Source organism: Ectobacillus soli (genome assembly GCF_042610425.1).
Classification (GTDB): Bacteria; Bacillota; Bacilli; order Bacillales; family Bacillaceae_G; genus Ectobacillus.
Genome location: NZ_JBGJZM010000001.1, coordinates 2,315,118 through 2,333,923 on the forward strand (window position 1 = coordinate 2,315,118; position 18,806 = coordinate 2,333,923).

The 18,806-nt window shown below is 37.7% G+C and carries 19 protein-coding genes, 9 tRNA genes, 1 rRNA gene and 2 riboswitches; of the genes, 4 read left to right on the forward strand and 25 right to left on the reverse strand.

The features are described from left to right. Positions 1 to 52: 52 nt before the first annotated feature. Complete coding sequence (locus tag ACAN53_RS11695; protein ID WP_379970144.1) at positions 53 to 1,798, reverse strand: phospho-sugar mutase; 1,746 nt, start codon at positions 1,796 to 1,798, stop codon at positions 53 to 55. Between the two features lie 374 nt (positions 1,799 to 2,172). On the opposite strand from ACAN53_RS11695, the gene ACAN53_RS11700 reads away from it, so the two are divergent. Continuing rightward, a complete protein-coding gene (locus tag ACAN53_RS11700) occupies positions 2,173 to 2,385 on the forward strand; it encodes a DUF1540 domain-containing protein (RefSeq protein WP_379970146.1) in 213 nt (70 codons plus the stop codon). Positions 2,386 to 2,466: 81 nt separating this feature from the next. Here ACAN53_RS11700 and ACAN53_RS11705 read toward each other — a convergent pair whose 3' ends face one another. Beyond that, a complete protein-coding gene (locus tag ACAN53_RS11705; RefSeq protein WP_379970148.1) occupies positions 2,467 to 3,228 on the reverse strand; it encodes a L,D-transpeptidase in 762 nt (253 codons plus the stop codon). A gap of 32 nt (positions 3,229 to 3,260) precedes the next feature. Beyond that, on the reverse strand, positions 3,261 to 4,127 hold the full coding sequence (locus ACAN53_RS11710; protein WP_379970150.1) for an SDR family oxidoreductase: 867 nt from the start codon (positions 4,125 to 4,127) through the stop codon (positions 3,261 to 3,263). A 213-nt stretch (positions 4,128 to 4,340) separates the two neighbouring features. Between ACAN53_RS11710 and ACAN53_RS11715 the strand changes: the two genes are divergently transcribed. Next, positions 4,341 to 5,642, forward strand: a complete 1,302-nt coding sequence (locus tag ACAN53_RS11715; protein ID WP_379970152.1) for an NCS2 family permease — start codon at positions 4,341 to 4,343, stop codon at positions 5,640 to 5,642. A gap of 42 nt (positions 5,643 to 5,684) precedes the next feature. On the opposite strand, the gene ACAN53_RS11720 is transcribed toward ACAN53_RS11715, so the two are convergent. From ACAN53_RS11720 to tenA, 10 genes are all read right to left on the reverse strand, one after another. Further along, the gene (locus ACAN53_RS11720; protein ID WP_379970154.1) at positions 5,685 to 6,557 is read right to left on the reverse strand and encodes a patatin-like phospholipase family protein; all 873 of its coding nucleotides are present in this window, start codon (positions 6,555 to 6,557) and stop codon (positions 5,685 to 5,687) included. Positions 6,558 to 6,641: 84 nt separating this feature from the next. Next, positions 6,642 to 7,661 (reverse strand): thiazole biosynthesis adenylyltransferase ThiF, encoded by a 1,020-nt coding sequence (locus ACAN53_RS11725; protein ID WP_379970156.1) that lies wholly within the window; start codon positions 7,659 to 7,661, stop codon positions 6,642 to 6,644. Further along, complete coding sequence (locus tag ACAN53_RS11730; RefSeq protein ID WP_379970158.1) at positions 7,654 to 8,424, reverse strand: thiazole synthase; 771 nt, start codon at positions 8,422 to 8,424, stop codon at positions 7,654 to 7,656. The genes ACAN53_RS11725 and ACAN53_RS11730 overlap by 8 nt, the downstream gene beginning before the upstream one ends. 1 nt (position 8,425) lies before the next feature. Then, positions 8,426 to 8,629: a sulfur carrier protein ThiS gene (thiS, locus tag ACAN53_RS11735; RefSeq protein ID WP_379970160.1), complete on the reverse strand. Its 204-nt coding sequence runs from the start codon at positions 8,627 to 8,629 to the stop codon at positions 8,426 to 8,428. After that, positions 8,626 to 9,735 (reverse strand): glycine oxidase ThiO, encoded by a 1,110-nt coding sequence (gene thiO, locus ACAN53_RS11740; RefSeq protein WP_379970162.1) that lies wholly within the window; start codon positions 9,733 to 9,735, stop codon positions 8,626 to 8,628. Before thiO ends, thiS begins: the two co-directional genes overlap by 4 nt. Beyond that, entirely contained in the window at positions 9,722 to 10,351 is a 630-nt protein-coding gene (gene tenI, locus ACAN53_RS11745) for a thiazole tautomerase TenI (protein WP_379970164.1), read from the reverse strand. Before tenI ends, thiO begins: the two co-directional genes overlap by 14 nt. 9 nt (positions 10,352 to 10,360) lie before the next feature. Beyond that, positions 10,361 to 11,353: an ABC transporter substrate-binding protein gene (locus ACAN53_RS11750; RefSeq protein ID WP_379970166.1), complete on the reverse strand. Its 993-nt coding sequence runs from the start codon at positions 11,351 to 11,353 to the stop codon at positions 10,361 to 10,363. Continuing rightward, a complete protein-coding gene (locus ACAN53_RS11755) occupies positions 11,350 to 12,102 on the reverse strand; it encodes an ABC transporter permease (RefSeq protein ID WP_379970168.1) in 753 nt (250 codons plus the stop codon). Before ACAN53_RS11755 ends, ACAN53_RS11750 begins: the two co-directional genes overlap by 4 nt. Then, positions 12,099 to 12,860, reverse strand: a complete 762-nt coding sequence (locus ACAN53_RS11760) for an ABC transporter ATP-binding protein (RefSeq protein ID WP_379970170.1) — start codon at positions 12,858 to 12,860, stop codon at positions 12,099 to 12,101. Before ACAN53_RS11760 ends, ACAN53_RS11755 begins: the two co-directional genes overlap by 4 nt. After that, on the reverse strand, positions 12,835 to 13,524 hold the full coding sequence (gene tenA, locus ACAN53_RS11765; protein WP_379970319.1) for a thiaminase II: 690 nt from the start codon (positions 13,522 to 13,524) through the stop codon (positions 12,835 to 12,837). The genes ACAN53_RS11760 and tenA overlap by 26 nt, the downstream gene beginning before the upstream one ends. Before the next feature lie 90 nt (positions 13,525 to 13,614). Beyond that, positions 13,615 to 13,717, reverse strand: a riboswitch (TPP riboswitch). Positions 13,718 to 13,770: 53 nt separating this feature from the next. Next, positions 13,771 to 13,879: riboswitch (TPP riboswitch) on the reverse strand. A 377-nt stretch (positions 13,880 to 14,256) separates the two neighbouring features. Between tenA and ACAN53_RS11770 the strand changes: the two genes are divergently transcribed. Further along, on the forward strand, positions 14,257 to 15,369 hold the full coding sequence (locus ACAN53_RS11770) for an SH3 domain-containing protein (RefSeq protein WP_379970172.1): 1,113 nt from the start codon (positions 14,257 to 14,259) through the stop codon (positions 15,367 to 15,369). 41 nt (positions 15,370 to 15,410) lie between these two features. Next, positions 15,411 to 15,728 carry a hypothetical protein gene (locus ACAN53_RS11775; RefSeq protein ID WP_379970174.1) on the forward strand — a complete coding sequence of 106 codons (318 nt, stop codon included), beginning with the start codon at positions 15,411 to 15,413 and terminating at the stop codon, positions 15,726 to 15,728. A 90-nt stretch (positions 15,729 to 15,818) separates the two neighbouring features. On the opposite strand, the gene ACAN53_RS11780 is transcribed toward ACAN53_RS11775, so the two are convergent. From ACAN53_RS11780 to rrf, 12 genes are all read right to left on the reverse strand, one after another. Continuing rightward, positions 15,819 to 16,952 (reverse strand): DUF3965 domain-containing protein, encoded by a 1,134-nt coding sequence (locus ACAN53_RS11780; RefSeq protein WP_379970176.1) that lies wholly within the window; start codon positions 16,950 to 16,952, stop codon positions 15,819 to 15,821. A 299-nt stretch (positions 16,953 to 17,251) separates the two neighbouring features. After that, positions 17,252 to 17,680 carry a CBS domain-containing protein gene (locus tag ACAN53_RS11785; RefSeq protein ID WP_379970178.1) on the reverse strand — a complete coding sequence of 143 codons (429 nt, stop codon included), beginning with the start codon at positions 17,678 to 17,680 and terminating at the stop codon, positions 17,252 to 17,254. Between the two features lie 200 nt (positions 17,681 to 17,880). After that, a tRNA-Glu gene (locus tag ACAN53_RS11790) sits at positions 17,881 to 17,952 on the reverse strand. Position 17,953: 1 nt separating this feature from the next. Beyond that, a tRNA-Asn gene (locus ACAN53_RS11795) sits at positions 17,954 to 18,028 on the reverse strand. 25 nt (positions 18,029 to 18,053) lie between these two features. Continuing rightward, a tRNA-Phe gene (locus ACAN53_RS11800) sits at positions 18,054 to 18,126 on the reverse strand. Positions 18,127 to 18,129: 3 nt separating this feature from the next. After that, a tRNA-Asp gene (locus ACAN53_RS11805) sits at positions 18,130 to 18,206 on the reverse strand. A 3-nt stretch (positions 18,207 to 18,209) separates the two neighbouring features. Beyond that, a tRNA-Met gene (locus ACAN53_RS11810) sits at positions 18,210 to 18,283 on the reverse strand. A gap of 37 nt (positions 18,284 to 18,320) precedes the next feature. Then, positions 18,321 to 18,413 (reverse strand) — tRNA-Ser (locus ACAN53_RS11815). 3 nt (positions 18,414 to 18,416) lie between these two features. Continuing rightward, positions 18,417 to 18,491, reverse strand: a tRNA-Gln gene (locus ACAN53_RS11820). Between the two features lie 27 nt (positions 18,492 to 18,518). Next, positions 18,519 to 18,599: transfer RNA gene (locus tag ACAN53_RS11825), tRNA-Tyr, on the reverse strand. 6 nt (positions 18,600 to 18,605) lie between these two features. Then, positions 18,606 to 18,681: transfer RNA gene (locus ACAN53_RS11830), tRNA-Val, on the reverse strand. A 26-nt stretch (positions 18,682 to 18,707) separates the two neighbouring features. After that, a 5S ribosomal RNA gene (rrf, locus tag ACAN53_RS11835) occupies positions 18,708 to 18,806 on the reverse strand; the annotation flags it as partial.

The following is an 18,806-nucleotide window of genomic DNA, read 5'->3' on the forward strand; positions in this document are numbered from 1 at the left end:
TAAAGAAAAAAGGCATTCACACTTTACGTGAATGCCCTTCTTTTCAAGCTAATCAAGCCTTTTTTAGCAATGCATCATTTACTTTATCCATAAATGCTGTTGATACTTCTTGTAGTTTTGCTTCGCTGTCTGCTAGACTTGTTCCTTTTACCCCAAAGTAAAATTTAACTTTTGGTTCTGTTCCAGATGGACGTAGGCAAACCCATGTACCGTCCTCTAAAATATATTTTAATACGTTAGACTTTGGTAAATGGATTGTTTCTGTCGTTCCATTATCCAATGTTCGAATGCTTGTTTTATAATCTTCTACCGTTTTTACACGTATACCAGCAAATTCGCTTGGTGCTTCTTGACGGAATGTTGCAAGAAGGTTTCCAATTTGCTCTGCTCCATCTTTCCCTTTTAAGGTAAGAGATTTTAATCCTTCACGATAAAAACCATACTTTGCAAAGATTTCAAGCAAACCGTCATATAACGTCATACCGCGTTTCTTATAATAAGCAGCAACTTCAATAGCGAAAATCGTAGCTTGGACAGCATCTTTATCCCGAACAAAGTCCCCGATTAAGTAGCCATAACTTTCTTCGTAGCCAAACTGGAATGTATATTCTCCAGTTTGTTCGAATTGCTTAATTTTTTCACCGATAAATTTAAAGCCAGTTAATGTATCAATTGTTTCAAGTCCGTAAGCCTTTGCAATGGCACGACCAATTTCAGAGGTAACGATTGTTTTTAATACAATACCATTTTCAGGAAGAATATCCTTTTTCTTCTTTTGTGATAGCAAATAATCCAATAGGATTGCGCCTGTTTGGTTACCTGTTAGTACAGTATATTCTCCGTTGCTATTTTTTACTGCCACGCCAAGTCTGTCCGCATCAGGGTCTGTCGCTACAAGTACGTCAGCATTAATTTTCGTACCATACCCGATTGCAAGTTCAAAGGCTGCATGTTCTTCAGGATTTGGCGATTTTACAGTTGAGAAATTTCCATCCGGTAGCTCTTGTTCTTTTACGATTGTAATATTTGTATAACCGAGTGCATCTAATGCTTTACGAACTGGCTTATTAGATGTACCATGCAACGGTGTAAATACAATTTTCAGGTCCTTACCAATTTCTTCTGCTAGCTCAGGATGAACAGAAATTGTTTTGAGCTTTGCAACATATGTTTCATCCATTTCTTCACCGATAATTTTAATAAGTCCTTTTGCTTTTAAGGATTCTTCAGATTCTACATATATTTCTAATTCGTTTTCAATTTCATTTACTTTATCAATAACGATATCCGCTTCTTTTGGTGGAAGCTGACCGCCATCTTCACCATATACTTTATATCCATTATATTCAGGAGGATTGTGACTCGCTGTTACAACTATTCCTGAAAAAGCATTCAATTCACGAACTGCAAAGGATAGCTCTGGAGTTGGTCGAAGCTCTGCAAAAACATACGATTGAATGCTGTGTGTTGCAAGTGTTTTTGCTGCTTCCATTGCAAATTCTGGTGACATATGACGAGAATCGAAGGCAATGACAACACCACGTTTTTTCGCTTTTTCTCCAAACGACTCAATAAAACGTGCTAGCCCTTCAGATGCCTTACGTACCGTATATATGTTCATTCGGTTTGTACCAGGTCCAATTTCTCCTCGCATTCCGCCTGTACCGAATTCTAAGTTCTTATAGAAGCATTCTTCTAACCCTTTTTCGTTGTTTTTCATATTTTCAAGTACTGTTTTCATTTCTTCATCTAATGCTGGTGATTGAATCCAACGTTCGTATGCTTGCTTCCAACTCATCCTAATATCCTCTCCTGTTTTAAAAATTTCTAGTTTCACTACAAAATTTGTCATTCTTCTACATTAATTCTGTAAATCACATACATTTCCTGCAAGAAAAATGGCAATATGTTCTTTCTGTTCGTTAAGAATATGTAAAAAAGGAACTGTAAGTAATTTTATCATATCCTTAATTTTAAATAGCTAGAAGATGGTAAAAGTTTGTTTCTTTTTTCTAATTATTCGTGAATTCACTCCTATTTCCCCATATTTCAGCTTGTAGATAATATCCATACATGAACTTAGTACATCATGCTCACACTATTACCAAGAGGTTTTCCTCCTCTTGTTCACAATGGTTAGCTTTAGAAGATCAAATAAATGAGGTGAATTGTATGCCCGATGTACGCTGTGCCGTTTCCAATTGTTCGTTTTGGGGCCAGAATAATTATTGTCAAGCAAATTCAATTATTGTAAAACCTGAATCACAATCGTATACATCTGAACAGAATTTGTTTGAAAGTTCAATTCTAAATGGAATGATGATAGAAAGTGCCATAACTACCAGCTCGGAAACATGCTGTCAAACATTTCGCCCAAATATATAATCAAAAAATGAACTAATAAAGATTTCGCGAAATAGATCGGTAAACAGATTTTTCTGTTCCAGTCTATTTCGCATTTTTGATTTAATGTTTTATGTTTCGTTTGTATTGATTTACGATAATATATTCTGGTATTTGTTCATATGATATAGCCTTTGTTGAATCCCTAATATAGGTGCGATTTCCTACGTTGAACATGTCTTTATAATGCCGTGAAAACACTGGAAACTTTTGATTTGCTTTAATTTCTCTTATCGGAATAAAGTGCCCGTGAAAATCCTGCCAATATAGCATGGTTGTATCTAATGTACGAATTTGTCCAATTTGCTTTGGATGAACCTGCTCCTTGTTCCAACTGATTACTTGATAGCCAAATTTATGGGCAGCTCTCTCCACTGATTCATCGAATGTGGCAATAACTACACTCGTTTGTAGTGGAGTACGTTCGTATAGCCACTGTATATTGCGATCATTCATTCGTATGCAGCCATTAGACTCACGGCTTCCAATTGAATATTCCTTATTCGTTCCATGAATCCCATATTGCTTATAGTTTAATCCCATCCATCTTGTACCTAATGGATTATTGGGAGCACCACCCTCAATCTGCTTACGATGGTAGTCTTTATTTTTATACTTGTCTATAATGAAAAAACGTCCCTCTGGTGTAGGGGTTTCTGATGTTCCTGTCGACACAGGAAAGCTTTTCATATACATCCCATTTTCAAAATAGGATAGTTGGTTATTTGCAAGATTTATTACTATAAACCGATCCCCCTGGCCAGCTCCTTGCACATTTGAAATAATTATAGTAAGTATATACAACGATAAAAGTAGTATGCGCATAGCTATTCCTCTCGAACGTTCATTTCCTGATTTTACCCATTAACCACTACCCCTCCATTCACATGTAACATCTGTCCGGTTACATACGTTGCATCCTGCGAAGCAAGATATACATAGGCTCCTGCTACCTCCCAAGGCTGACCTGGTCGCCCCATTGGAACATCACCTCCAAATTCACTTACCTTCTCTGCATCGAAGCTTGATGGAATAAGTGGTGTCCAGATTGGACCCGGTGCTATCCCATTCACACGAATCCCTACCTTAACGAGAGATTTAGATAACGAACGGGTAAACGATACAATTGCTCCCTTACTAGATGCATAATCAAGTAACGATTCATTTCCTTCGTATGCTGTGATCGAAGCGGTATTAATAATGCAATCTCCTTTCTTTAAATATGGAAGTGCTGCCTTTGTTATATAAAAATACGAAAACAAATTTATCCGAAAAGTTCGTTCGAGTTGACTTGCTGTAATATCTAATAAACTATTTTGTGGATATTGTACAGCTAAATTATTCACAATAACATGTAGATTACCCAGTTTTTCAGCCGTGCTTTTTACAGTTTCTATACAATGCTCTTCTTCACTTAAATCACCAGCAACTAGAACACACTTGACTCCATATGATTCAACAAGCTGTTTTGTCATTTTGGCATCTTCATGCTCATCGAAATAAGCGATGCTTATATTAGCGCCTTCCTTTGCAAAAGCAATTGCAACTGCCTTGCCAATGCCACTATCTCCGCCAGTTATAAGGGCACATTTACCTTGTAGCTTTCCTGATCCCTTGTACAAGGAATTGTCAAATACGGGTTTAGGATTCATTAGAGATTCCAACCCTGGCTGTTTCTCTTGATGTTGCGGGGGTTGTAGTTGTTTCGTTTGCATTTGTTTCATTTGGTAGCCTCCTTACCAAGTTGTCATAATTAGCATGACCACAAAGGCTCCATTGTAGTAATTGTAAAATAAAAAAAATATAAGATTTTTCAGTTTTTTTGTCCTGAAAATCCAACTATGATTTCACAGAAATATTTCTTGCAATTCATTAAAACAACGAATAATATATATTACTGTTGTCATTATTATTCGTATAAAAGAAAGGATTTTACTATGTTTAACCTCTCAAACCATAACACAAATATAAAAACAGAAATTATTGCTGGGATTACAACATTTCTTACAATGGCGTACATTGTCGTTGTCAATCCCGTTATTCTTTCCGATGCAGGCGTCCCATTTCAACAAGGATTTACAGCAACGATTATCGCTGCTTTTGTTGGAACATTATGTATGGCACTATTTGCAAATATGCCCATTGCCATTGCTCCTGGAATGGGATTAAATGCTTATTTTGCCTACTCCGTCGTGAAAGCTCATGCTGGCGTTACATTTGCAATAGCGTTTTCAGCAGTATTTATAACAGGTCTCATTTTTCTCGTTCTATCCTTAACAAGCTTCCGAACCAAATTAATGGAAGTTATTCCTGAAAATATTAAGCATGCTATTACTGCAGGAATCGGTTTATTTATAGCATTTATTGGATTACGACTAACCGGGATTATTACAAAACACCCCACTAATTTAGTCGGGATAGGTGATTTTCATTCACCTTCCGTTTTACTTGCTTTAGCTGGCCTAGCCATTACCCTTATCCTACTTGTTCGAAATGTTAAGGGCGCCTTATTCCTAGGGATGTTGCTTACATCCATTCTTTCACTAGTAACCGGACAGCTCTCGTTTCATAAAGGAATTGTTTCCCTGCCTTCTCTTCCGAGTGGAGTCATTGTAGCAAATCCTATAACAGCAGTTAGTGATGTCATTCATTATGGTTTATACGGCGTAGTTTTTTCATTTTTACTCGTTACCTTATTTGATACAACTGGCACGTTACTTGGTGTATCCGAGCAAGCAGGGTTGATGAAAAATGGAAAACTACCTCAGGCAGGACGTGCCCTTCTTTCTGATAGTATCTCTACAACAGTCGGCGCCATGTTCGGTACTAGTCCCACAACTGCTTACATCGAATCTTCTGCAGGCGTTGGGGCTGGAGGTCGTACTGGTCTAACAGCTCTCGTAATTGCTATTTTATTTGCAATAGCAGCCTTCTTTAGCCCGCTCGTAGATGCTGTTTCTAGTGTAAATGCTATTACATCACCTTCTCTTATTATTGTTGGAAGTTTTATGATGGGCTCAGTTCGTAATATTCGTTGGGACGAATTTGATGAAGCATTTCCCGCTTTTCTCGTCATTTTAAGTATGCCGCTTACATCAAGTATTTCAACGGGAATATCCCTCGGATTCATTACATATCCGCTTATGAAGATAGCAAAGGGAAAATTTCGTGATGTACATCCGCTTGTATACCTATTTGCCGTATTGTTTTTGTATCAACTTGTATGGTTGTCTCGGTAAATGAAGTCAACTGTTATCTTCTCTGAATAAAAGGAAAAAGCATCAGCTACTAGCTGATGCTTTTTCTCCTAAATATTCTTTTAATTTCTCAGATTGACGTTTTGCATCACGATAACCTTGCTCGTACAGTAGCTCTAGCTTATGTACATCCTTTTCCATTCTTCCTACTTGAAGTGGCTCAAACGGACGAATAATAAACACTTTGCCTTCTTTCTCTAACTGTTCCACATAACGCAATGTTTCATTGTAGGTTTGATAACGTGTTAACATCTGTTCTACTAATTTTGGATATTTCCGATACGCTTGCTTTGCAATCCAACCAAATTTCGAAGGCTTTTTTTCATACCCTTCATTTCGTGTTAAGACAAGGACTACTTTTTCAGCACCGTCCTGCATTGCCTTACGAATCGGAATCGGGTCTGATATACCGCCGTCCATAAGCTTTTTTTCACGAAACTCCACAACAGGGGCAATAAAAGGCAAGGAGCTAGAAGCGCGTAGCATCGTTAGTGCTTCTTCCTGCGTACCATCCTTTTCAAAATACACAGGATTACCTGTTTCTACATCCGTAGCTCCGATCACAAAATGCTCTTTCGCTGCAAAATACGTATCAAAATCAAATGGCACATGCTCAGTTGGAATTTCCTGAAATATAAAGTCCATATCAAACAACTGACCTTTTCGAAATAGATTTCGATACGATAAATAATTTGGATGGTTGATGTAGCCAATATTTACTTCTTTATTTCGTCCATTTTGGCGTGATAAGTAGGAGGCTGCATTGCATGCTCCTGCTGAAACTCCAATTACATAAGGAAAGAACATATTTTGTTCCATAAATAATTCAAGTACTCCAGCAGTATATACTCCGCGCATCCCACCGCCTTCAAGTACTAATCCTGCATTCTCTTGCATACGTTCATCTCCTTAACTTTATTAACATTACATTAAGTATAACAACATGTAACGTAATTCGGAAAGAACTTGTTTACAAGAGCTTTACCCGAAGTATCGATGATAGATACTTTTAGCTTCTCGTAAATCCTTTGTACCATGAACCATCACACGTCCATCTCGAAACATGACAAGCCGTTTATCTTCAGTAGAAAATGCTAACACATATTCATTACATAATAGGTCCTGTACCGTGCCTTGCAACGTTTTCTTGTATAACTGCAAATCCACATTTTTTCTGTGTGGATTACGGATTTGTACCGTATTTCGTCCACATAAGACGGTTGTTTTTGATTCATTTTCCTTTTTTAAATAAGGATAGCTCGCATGCATGCCGCAGGATGGACAGTCAGCTTTTCTTAAGCGCTGCACATCTAGAGAAGTATGCTCGTTGTTCCAAAGATCAAATGATACGAGATTACGTCTTAGCGCCTTATGATCTCCTACGAGTAGCTTTAACGTTTCCGTCACTTGATATGAGACAACTTGTGATACAGCTGGAGCAATAATTCCATTCGTATCACAGGTTGCTCCGCCAAGGGGAATGGATTGTAATAAACAGTGTAAGCAAGGTGTTTCTCCTGGCACAATGGTATACGACAATCCGTAGCTCCCTACACATGCACCATATACCCACGGAATACGATGTTTTTGCGAAATATCATTAATCAGAAAACGAATTTCAAAATTATCTGTTGCATCAACGATTACATCAACATCACGACTGAAATCTTCTAAACTCTCAGCTGTTACATCTGTTACATATGCAGCTATTTCGACTTCATGATTAATTTGTTCCAACCGTGTTTTTGCTGCAATTGCTTTTGGCAAATGATTGATTGCATCCTGTTCCACATACAGCTGTTGCCGCTGTAGATTACTCCAATCTATATAATCACGATCGACAATCGTAAGCTTACCTACCCCTGCACGTGCTAACATTTCTGCATTTCCACTACCTAGTGCTCCTGCTCCAATAACCAGCACATGTTTCTCACGCAGTAGCTCTTGTCCCTTGTCGCCAATCGGAGAAAATAAAATTTGGCGAGAATATCGGCTAATCAAGTACGCTCATTCCTTCAATTGGACTGCTTGCAGTAGCATAACGCTTGCGTGCAATTCTTCCTGCCTCAAAGCCAAGTCGTCCTGCACGTATTGCTAATTTCATAGCTTCAGCCATTTTTACTGGATCGGTTGCTCCTGAAACAGCGCTATTAAGAAGCACCCCATCCGCACCAAGTTCCATTGCAAATGCTGCATCTGCCGGACTTCCAATGCCTGCATCTACAATAACAGGAACAGTTGCCTGTTCAATAATAAATTTTATATTTAACGGATTTACGATACCAAGTCCAGAACCAATTGGAGATGCACCTGGCATAATTGCATGAACACCAAGTTCTTGTAACCGTTTCGCTAATACAACATCATCGGATACGTAAGGAAGAACTGTAAAACCTTCTTTAAGTAAAGCTTCACTTGCTTTAAACGTTTCAAATGGATCCGGTAACAGTGTTTTACTATCACCAATGACTTCTACTTTCACCATATGGCAAAGACCAGATGCTTTTGCTAGTTTGGCAATACGAACTGCTTCTTCAGCTGTTTTCGCTCCTGCTGTATTTGGTAAAAGTGTGTACTTTGTAACATCAATTTTTTCTAATAGATTGGGTTGTGAACCATCATAAATATCCATACGACGAACTGCAAATGTTAAAATTTCAGCTTCAGAAACTTCAATTGCCTTCTTTTGTTCATCATAATCCTTAAATTTTCCTGTTCCTAATAATAATCTAGATTCAAATGAAAATGAACCGATTTTTAACATATTAGCCGCCTCCTACGAATGTTACTATTTCTATTTTGTCTCCATCAGATAATCCTTCACCTGCATGTTGTTCTTTTTCTAAAATAAAATTATTTCGTTCCACCACAACAATTTTATTGGATAACCCTAAATGCGCTAATAACAGCTCTACTGTCGTAATCGTATCTGGAATTATAATTTCCTTTGCATTAACATTTAGCTTCACTTGCTTCCCTCCCCAATGAAAGAATGGAGTAGATCATTTTGTTGCTTTCCTTCTAATAAATCCGCCATATAAACTCCTGAAATGGCACTTAACAAAATTCCATTACGAAAATGGCCTGTACATGTATACAATCCTGGAATATCAGGATGCTTTCCAATATACGGCATTCCATGTTTGGATTGTGGTCTAAGTCCAGCCCATGCTTTTTCCCACTCAGCATCTTTCAGTTCAGGTAAAATGTGTAGTGCTCTCTCCATCGAATATTGGATGCTTTCTACGCTAACAGCTTTGTTAAATGTATGAGGTTTCACGGTTGCGCCAATAATGTAACGCCCATTACGTTTAGGCGCAATGTAAAACCCATCTTCAAATACAGGAATGGATAGTAATGGCTTAAAGCTTTTGACAGCAATGATTTCACCCTTCACTGGATACGTACCCCAGCTCGGATCAAAGTGACGTAGAAGCTTTGTACTCCATGATCCAGATGCAATAATAACAGAATCACTATACATCACTCCCACTGATGTAACGACTCCCGTTGCACGATTGTTCTCTACTTTAATATCTAATACCTCTGTTTGCTCATAAATATCAGCGCCAGATATCGCAGCAGAATGTGCAAATGCTTTTGCCAGCTCTGGTGCGATGACATGGCCATCATTCGGATGATATACAGCTGCAACTACCGCCTCAGAAAGGTTAGGCTCTCTTTCTCGAAGTTCTTCCCCGGAAAGAAAATGTGATTCTTCTCCTATTTGCTTCTGCCATTTCATAATTTCCATAAGCTTTGCAGCTGCTTCATCACTTTGTGCAATACGGTAAATTCCTTTTTCTTCATAGCCGATATCTATGCCGGTTTTTGCTCGCAACTGTTTTGACAAGGGTGCAAACATTGCTCTACTCTGCCGTGCTAGATCAAATAAAGGATCATATTCATCCCATTCTGCTTGTACCCCGAGCAAGCCAGCCGCAGCTCTAGAAGCTTCAGACGCTATTTTACCTTTTTCAACAATAGCAACCTTGTAGCCTCTTTCAGAAAGAAAATGTGCAATAGAATTACCAATAATACCGCCGCCAACAATGATGCTATCATATGTTTTCATCAATTTGTTTCTCCCACTTTCGAATCATTTGTCTATATGCACTTGCTTGTTCAACTGGATCTATTACCCCGATAATGCCAGACATTACAGCAAATCCTTTTACCCCTGTATTCAACACATATGCTACATTTTCTGGTGTAATGCCGCCTATCCCATATGTAGGAATTGTCAGCCTTTGTGCAATATTTGTAATTTCATCTAATCCTCTAGGTGGCATATTTTCCTTCGAATGAGTTTGAAAAAGATGACCGTATAAAACGGAATCGGCTCCATTTTGCTCTGCTTGGAGCGCTTCTGATAGAGAATGTACAGAACATCCTACATGAAGATGGGGAAATGCATTCTTCAACACTCTAACATCCACGCTCGTATAGCCAATTTGCACACGCGAGATACCAAGCAGCAGAGCTATATCAACACGATCATTCACAACTACTTTCTCAACTGGTATTCCTTTATCAAGAAGAAGCTTCACACCTTCAAATAATTCTCTCGATGTTTTTTCTCGCTCTCGAATATGAAAAAAATCAACTGCACTTTGAATTCGAATTGCTAAATCTGCAAATTCTGCAAAAGATAATTTCCCATTTGAAATTACGTGAAGTTCTCTTTTCATACTTTTCTCCTACTTCAATACATTTTCAAATAATTCATTAGCAGGTACAACCTGTTTTGTCATTCCCTTTTCCTTCAGCCATTTATTTTGCTCAGTCCATGATGCTGCAGTTTGAGATAAAAATGGGCCATCACTTGTTTCCATTCTTTGCAATAAAATATTCATACTTTCTTTTTCCACTTGTGGATCTAAAGGAGAGTTTTGTTTTTCTTGATTGTTTAATAAAATTTGTAATGCTTCATCTGGATTTTTCTTCGTAAATTCATATCCTTTTTTCGCACCGCGTAAGAATGCTTCAACTGCTGCACGGTCTTTGCTTAATGTTTGATCACCTGCAACAAATACAAGTTCATTATAATTTGGTACACCATAATCAGCAGGGTTGAATGTTACTGTTTGAAAGCCTTGTTTATTTAATAATGGTACTTCATGATTAATATAGGCACCTGTAACCGCATCAACTTTCTTCATAGTTAAGGCAGAGATTAAATCAAATCCGACATCAACAAACTTTACCTTATCAGGATTTCCCCCATCTTGTTTTACCATTGTTTTTACATATTCTTCACTAAGTTGTGTACCTGGATATCCAACTGTTTTTCCATCTAAATCTTTGGGAGATTTAATACCTGCATCCTTTAAAGAAACAACACGGCTAAGCGGTGATCTTACAATGGCACCTACTGATTTCACAGGAACTCCTTCATTCGTTCTTGCTATCACAACATCTGGTTGATAGTAAATTCCTAACGTAACCTTTCCTGCAGCTGCTAATGTTAATGGATCTGTAGGATTCGAAGGAAATTGCACATTGACCTTCACACCTTCTTCTTTAAAATACCCCTTCTCTATTGCAGCATAAATAAAGCTATGCACGGCATTTGGATACCAATCTAGCATGATTGTAACTTCTTTTTCTTTCTTAGCAGTACCACCATTTGAACAACCAATTAATGCGACAACAAGGGCCGCAAATACAAGAACAAACTTTAAACGTTTCATGAATCCTTCCTCCAACCTACAAATTTTTTCTCAAATAAAGTGACAATAAATACAAAAATAATTGCTAGTAAAGATAATATAAAAATTGGAGCAAATACCCCAGCACCATCAAGCTGCGTCATCATGCGCTTGCTAAAATAGCCAAGTCCAGCCTGCGCACCTAACCATTCTCCAATTGCAGCACCAATTACACTAAAGGGCACAGCAACTTTTAATGCTGAAAAGAAAAATGGTAGTGACGCTGGTAACTTCAATTTAAAAAAGATATCTTTACGGGATGCACCATAAGTAATAAGCAACTCTTCCCATTCGCGCTTTGTAGAACGTAATCCGTCATAGGTATTCACAGCAATCGGAAAAAAGACAATAAGCACTGTTACAGTTACCTTGCTCCAAATGGAGTAGCCAAACCAAAGCACAAACAACGGGGCAAGCGCTGTTACGGGAATCGTCTGCGACGCAACAAGCAATGGATAAAAAGCACGCTCCACAAAAGGATGTAAGCTCATCGCTACAGCAAGTCCAACTCCTAATACAATGGAAATAGCTAAACCGATGACGACTACCGTTAGCGTTGCCGAAAGATGAACCGTGAACAAAATGGCACGAAGATCCCATATTTTTTGAAAAATGGCGCTAGGCGTCGGCAAAATATACATCGCATCCACAATCCTAGCTCCAATTTCCCATACAATTAAAAAAATAGTTACAACAAGAATAGAAGGAAAATAGTAATTTAGCTTTTTCATTGTTTCACCTTGCCTTGTAGCATACCAAGTAATGTTTCTTTCAATTGTAAAATTTCGGGTCGATTTATATCTTGTCTGCATCGTTCTTTTGGTAAAGGAACATTGAACGCTTGCATGGTTGAGATTGGCTTCTCTGTTACAACAAATATTCGCTGTGATAGAAACAACGCTTCCTCCACATCATGCGTAATAAATACTATCGTTTTGTTCCATTTCATCCATTGCTCATATAACCATTCCTGTAAGCTTAATTTCGTGATTGCATCTAATGCGCTGAACGGTTCATCGAGCAGGAGAATGTTGTTTCCTGTTAAAAATGTACGAAGAAAGGATACACGTTGCCGCATTCCACCTGACAAATCCTTTGGGTATTTGTTTTCATAGCCTTGCAATCCAAACTTCTCTAAATATTCGATTACTTTTTCTTGTGCTTTCTTTTTCTTCATTCCTTGGCATTCAAGCGAGATGGCTGCATTTTCTAAAATACTTCGCCACGGCAGCAACAAATCAGATTGGGGCATATAACCAACTGCACGGCTTCCGCGACTAACCGTAACATCTTGGATTGTGATACTTCCTTTATTTGTCTCTTCAAGTCCTGTAAGTAGCCTAAAAATAGTACTTTTCCCACATCCACTCGGTCCGATAATACTTATAAATTCACCCTGTTCAATCTGAAAATCCAAATCTTGGAGTATATTCTGTTTTTCTCCGTCATACGCAAACGAAACGTTATGAAAGCGAATGATGTTCTGCAAATCCCCACATCTCCTTACGGTACGCCATATCCCAGAACAAATATTCAAAACGACTTGTATTGATAAATATCTCTTCTAAACGAAGCAGCTCTTGTTTACTTTTACCTTCCGCGATTTCATTTAGCAAATCAATCATCCAAATGCAAAGTTCCCCGTACTCACTTGAGCTGTAGCCGCGAATCCACTCCCCATAAAACGGATGATCTACACTACCAGCAATTGCACTTAAGCGCTTTCCTATTTCCCAATAGCTCCACATACAAGGAAGTAAGGATGCAACCAACTCTGCAAGCGTCCCGCTTTGAGATACGGAAAGCATATAATGGGTATACGCTAAATTCATAGATGCAGACTTCGCCTCATCTAACTCCTGTAGATTGATTCCAAGACGCTGTGCATATTGCCTATGCAAGTTCATCTCACCATTTAAAATAGAGTCAATTTGCTTTGCAAATTTCCCCATAACAGTTGGGTCTGTTGCTTTTACAACTCCTAGAGCATATACCTTCGCATAATCTAGCAAGTACAAATAATCTTGGATGATATAAAATTGGAATTTACTACGATCGAGTGTACCGTCACCAATACCCGTAACAAACGGATGTTCATAAATTACTTTCCATACTGGCTTTGATCTCTCATATAGTTCATCACAAAATTTCACGAAAAAATCCCTCTCTCTATTTAATAACTCTGCTTGGCATACAAAAAGCCGCTTCTCATAAAGAAGCGGCTGTAAACAATGGATACTATTCATCGTCATACATCACTTCCCTTCGCTAGCATTACCTAGATCAGGTTCATAAGGGTTAAGGCAGTCGCCTCTCTCAGCTCATTTCGCACCCCTAGTGAAAAAGATATACACAAATAAAAAAGCCCAATTATTCACGACAGGAAAGTGGGCATTAATTTCATCGTCCGTTTGCTTTCCTCCGCTAGAATTATCTAGATCAGGTAAAAAGGGTCATGGACTTAAGGTCTCCTCTCAGCCGGCAACACCAGCTCCCCTAGCAATCTCATTAAATTGTGAACTTATTGTAACATTACGTTGCTTTTCCTGCAACTGTTTTACCTTGTAAGAACAATAGTTGGAAAAAATAACAGGTATTTCGTTCACCATCTTATCAAATCATCTAGTTTTTTAAGTACTATTATACGATTCGTTCTTGATTGCGAACTGTCAATAGTACTTTGTTACATTTTTATGATATTTTTTTGTTATTTTTATAAACAATAACAGATAAATGTTAAAAATAACAAAAACTATTATAAATATATTGAAAAATCATTAAATTAATAGAATAATATATATAGATGATAGTCATTTTAATTTATAACTACCTCATTTTTATATATAGCTCTATATGCAATTATTATTATAATAGGAGGAATTGCTATGAACGCTAGAACTCTTTTCGTTTCATCCGTTGCACTAGCTGCTTTACCATTCATTGTAGATTCTGTACAAGCAAGCAGTAATACTGCTGGAACTGTAAATGCAACCTATTTAAATGTTCGAACCGGTCCTAGTACAAATGATAGCGTAATTGGTGCCTTACCAAATCAAAGCAGCGTTACCATTCTAGGAGAAAGCGGTAATTGGTACAAAATTCAATACAACAATCAAGTTGCTTATGTAAGCAAAGATTATGTTACAGTTTCTTCTTCCAAATACAAAGTAACAGCAGATTCACTACGTGTTCGTAGCGGCGCAAGTACCAGTTCTTCTATTATAGGAATGTTAGGTAATGGGGATGAAGTTACAGTAGAGTCTGAAAATAATGGCTGGTGCAAAATTACATATAACAATCAGGCTGCCTATGTAAGCAAAGCTTTTCTCGCTTCCTCTAATTCTTCCACTTCATCTTCTGTTCAATCAACTTCTACATTTTATGTAAATGCAGATAGTTTACGTTTCAGAACAGGACCTGGAACAAACTATAACATTATTGATGTATTATCAAGTGGTCAAAAAGTAGAAGTAACTGGTCAATCCGGAAGTTGGTATAAAGTTCGTTACAACGGAAATGATGGATATGTTTCTAAAGATTATCTTTCTACTTCACAGAATGTAGCTACTTCTAGTTCTACTTCCACATCACAAGCTTCTTCTATCTTACATTGGCCTGCTTCTGGTGGAATTGTTACGAGTGATTTCGGTCCAAGATGGGGTAGCATGCACTATGGTGTCGATATTGCAGCGCCAGGAAATATCCAAATTCTTGCCGCAGCTTCCGGTACGGTCAGCCGTTCCTATTATTCTACAAGCTATGGTAATGTTGTATTCCTTACTCATCACATTAATGGACAACTTTACACAACCGTATATGCTCATATGAAAAATCGCTATGTAAGCGAAGGTGATACGGTCAGCCAAGGTCAAGTTCTAGGTTACATGGGAAGCACCGGAGAAGCTACAGGACAGCATTTACACTTCGAGCTTCACAAAGGAGAATGGAATTTCGCAAAATCAAATGCCATTAATCCTCTTCCTTATTTGCAACATTAAAAGTAGGCATTTATACAAAGCCTATTCGGAGGTTCGTTTGAATGAAAGATATACCTATATTTTTAGAATTATTATCCTTATTCGGACTTATTTGCTGTCTGTTTATCTTTAATGCAAGTCTTGCTTTTTTAATTATCTTAGTCTCATTTGTATCGTGTGAAATTTTTATGGAATGGCTTCAATTAAAACTTGCATCTTGGTTATCCATTACATACAAATTATCATATATAATTGCAGTCGGCATTGTAGCTATTAAAGAAAATGGACTGCATATGTCCTCTATGTTTGCAGTTTTCTTTATAGCCATACTACTTATCATTCCAAATCAATCTTCAATTGTGGAGACGACCCGGGGATAAGACAAGTCGATGATTACAAAAACTTCAATTCGAACCTTTATCTTATATATAAAAACTCATCCAAATTGGATGAGTTTTTACTTTTATATTTTAGATTGTACCGTACATATGATAAGTAACTTGAAGTATATTTCTTTGCTCATCTGTGCACCAGTAGGCAATAATTTCTTCAATAATACTTTGACAATTATTATAATAAAATGTGTTTAAAAAACCGTTTGTTTTATCCGTTACTTGTGAAAAGACATATTCACGAAGCAAATCCTCCTTATAAGGAATTCCTCTACTCATAGTTAACATTTCCTGAAAATAATCTGTTTGTTGTGGTACCCGAATCAATTGATAAAATGAAATATAGGATAGTAATGTTCCTATAAATTCTTTATATTTTTCATATAATGAGAAATTTAAATGAGCCATCATATCTCTCATAACTGCCACATAATCATCCATAATAAATTGATAGGGATCATAAAAAAATTCTGCTAACTGAGCTAGTATCGCATAGTGACAAGCTATAATCATCCGATTTTCTGTATGGTCTTCTAAATAGCTTATACATCGTTTATAAGTTTCGACGAGATTATATGTATATAGATTTGAAATTGTAGAATTACAATAAATAGCAAGTTCCATTGATAATTCTTCAAACTTATTAGTATCCATGTCACGTGCTTCTCGACATAAAAAAAGTAGTTTACATTCTATTATTTCTTTTTCTGATGCTAAGTGCGGGCAGGAAGGAATCCAACTTAAATCATATTTTATTTTTTCCCATATCGCATAATCACACTCTTCTAAACGGAGAGCTTTTTGTTTTACAATTATATAATTCCATGCAGTTGCTTTCGTAAAGTCATCCCATACCTCTATTTCTAATGAATTAAAAATAAAAGGAAGAATTTGTTGTTCCTTCAATATGTTATAAGCTTGTTCATACCATCTTACTTCTTGACATAAACGAACAATTCGAAGTATGGTAGGCATTTCATCTTTGTTAAATTTCGGAAGTTCCTTCATTACTTTCATTCCAAACTGAATAAATGGAAGAATTGTTTCTTTTTTGTAGAATTCCTTTTCCTTCCATGATAAAACCTGACTATCGTATCCGCTTTTTTCAGTACGATTAGGAATGAGCAAATAAAGTAAATCCGAAAATGTTGTAGGTGATGAAAAGTTTTCTGTAACTAACATCCAGTTTGGCTCATTTTCTACTGTATTCATTAGTAACCCCCTTTTACACGTTTCTCCATGCATACATCTTCCCTGCATAGCGGCATTTTTTAAGAAAAAAAGATGAAATATATATTTTGGGTTAAATACTGTCATTCCTATAACTATTTTTTTATTTGTATAGTTTAATAATACTAATATAAACTAGTATTTTCTATAAAAATATAAGTATTATGTTAATCATATCATATATATTTTTTTATTTTTTTGATTTGTAAAAAAAGATAACTCGTAGGATATGCCATCCTACGAGTTATCTTTTTTGAAATTCTGTAAAATCATATTTTAATTTAGATTGTTTCATGATGATCTTCTGAAATTTCACTAAGGGCAAATTGTGCTTGATCATCTGTAAATCCTTCAACAGCTAAATCACCAAGTGAAATCATACCAACAAGATTACTGTGTTCAACAACTGGCAGGCGTCTAACTTGATAACGTGCCATCAGTTCTGATGCTTTCTCTACTGGATCATCTGGGGATACACTAATTATATCCGTGCTCATTACTTCTGTGATACTCTCAGAACCAGGATGCTTTTCGGCAAGACCTCGTAAGATTATATCTCGGTCAGTTACAAGCCCAATTAAACGACTGTTATCTACAACCGGTATAATCCCAACATCCTCTTGTTTCATTTTACTTGCTGCTTCAAATACATTGTCTACCGAAGTACAATACGCTATATTCGTACTCATTACATCTCTAATGGCTGTCATGAAATATCCCTCCTTGCATTTAGTAGTATAACCGGAAGACTATATTTCATTTCGTTTTTTGATAAATGTCATGAGTTAAATTGTGGGAATTTATAATACTACGGATTTTTTATGATTTGTTTTTTAATCTATGTATGTCTGATAATTTATTTATACATATTAAAAAAATCAGTGCTGTTTTTTGCACTGATTTTCTAAAATGACCCGTACGGGAATCGAACCCGTGATACCGCCGTGAAAGGGCGGTGTCTTAACCGCTTGACCAACGGGCCATGGCTCCGCAGGTAGGACTCGAACCTACGACCGATCGGTTAACAGCCGATTGCTCTACCACTGAGCTACTGCGGAATAATGAAGTTGTACAATGAAAAGGTGGCTCGGGACGGAATCGAACCGCCGACACGAGGATTTTCAGTCCTCTGCTCTACCGACTGAGCTACCGAGCCAAATGGCGGTCCGGACGGGACTCGAACCCGCGACCTCCTGCGTGACAGGCAGGCATTCTAACCAGCTGAACTACCGGACCAGATTGCGGGGACAGGATTTGAACCTGCGACCTTCGGGTTATGAGCCCGACGAGCTACCGGACTGCTCCACCCCGCGACGATATAAATAATATTTAATTTGTATAAAAATAATATGGAGGAGGAAGAGGGATTCGAACCCCCGCGCGGCTTGCGCCGCCTCTCGGTTTTCAAGACCGATCCCTTCAGCCGGACTTGGGTATTCCTCCAATTGGCTGGGCTAGCTGGATTCGAACCAACGCATGACGGAGTCAAAGTCCGTTGCCTTACCGCTTGGCTATAGCCCAATATTATAAAAATAATTTAAATTACAATGGAGGGGGGCGGATTCGAACCGCCGAACCCGAAGGAGCGGATTTACAGTCCGCCGCGTTTAGCCACTTCGCTACCCCTCCGTACTATGGTGGAGGATGACGGGATCGAACCGCCGACCCTCTGCTTGTAAGGCAGATGCTCTCCCAGCTGAGCTAATCCTCCAAAAAAAAAGCCCAAATAGGGTAATTGCCTAGCGACGTCCTACTCTCACAGGGACAAAGTCCCAACTACCATCGGCGCAAAAGAGCTTAACTTCCGTGTTCGGTATGGGAACGGGTGTGACCTCT

Excerpts from the sequence above, each read along its gene's own strand:
- tenI (WP_379970164.1), bottom strand. The coding sequence starts at position 10,351 with ATGAAAAGAGAACTTCACGTAATTTCAAATGGGAAATTATCTTTTGCA.
- ACAN53_RS11755 (WP_379970168.1), bottom strand. The coding sequence starts at position 12,102 with ATGAAAAAGCTAAATTACTATTTTCCTTCTATTCTTGTTGTAACTATT.
- ACAN53_RS11695 (WP_379970144.1), bottom strand. The coding sequence starts at position 1,798 with ATGAGTTGGAAGCAAGCATACGAACGTTGGATTCAATCACCAGCATTA.
- ACAN53_RS11775 (WP_379970174.1), top strand. The coding sequence starts at position 15,411 with ATGAAAGATATACCTATATTTTTAGAATTATTATCCTTATTCGGACTT.
- ACAN53_RS11705 (WP_379970148.1), bottom strand. The coding sequence starts at position 3,228 with ATGCGCATACTACTTTTATCGTTGTATATACTTACTATAATTATTTCA.
- ACAN53_RS11710 (WP_379970150.1), bottom strand. The coding sequence starts at position 4,127 with ATGAAACAAATGCAAACGAAACAACTACAACCCCCGCAACATCAAGAG.
- ACAN53_RS11700 (WP_379970146.1), top strand. The coding sequence starts at position 2,173 with ATGCCCGATGTACGCTGTGCCGTTTCCAATTGTTCGTTTTGGGGCCAG.
- thiO (WP_379970162.1), bottom strand. The coding sequence starts at position 9,735 with ATGAAAACATATGATAGCATCATTGTTGGCGGCGGTATTATTGGTAAT.
- ACAN53_RS11770 (WP_379970172.1), top strand. The coding sequence starts at position 14,257 with ATGAACGCTAGAACTCTTTTCGTTTCATCCGTTGCACTAGCTGCTTTA.
- ACAN53_RS11785 (WP_379970178.1), bottom strand. The coding sequence starts at position 17,680 with ATGACAGCCATTAGAGATGTAATGAGTACGAATATAGCGTATTGTACT.
- ACAN53_RS11720 (WP_379970154.1), bottom strand. The coding sequence starts at position 6,557 with ATGCAAGAGAATGCAGGATTAGTACTTGAAGGCGGTGGGATGCGCGGA.
- ACAN53_RS11780 (WP_379970176.1), bottom strand. The coding sequence starts at position 16,952 with ATGAATACAGTAGAAAATGAGCCAAACTGGATGTTAGTTACAGAAAAC.
- ACAN53_RS11715 (WP_379970152.1), top strand. The coding sequence starts at position 4,341 with ATGTTTAACCTCTCAAACCATAACACAAATATAAAAACAGAAATTATT.
- ACAN53_RS11730 (WP_379970158.1), bottom strand. The coding sequence starts at position 8,424 with ATGTTAAAAATCGGTTCATTTTCATTTGAATCTAGATTATTATTAGGA.
- ACAN53_RS11750 (WP_379970166.1), bottom strand. The coding sequence starts at position 11,353 with ATGAAACGTTTAAAGTTTGTTCTTGTATTTGCGGCCCTTGTTGTCGCA.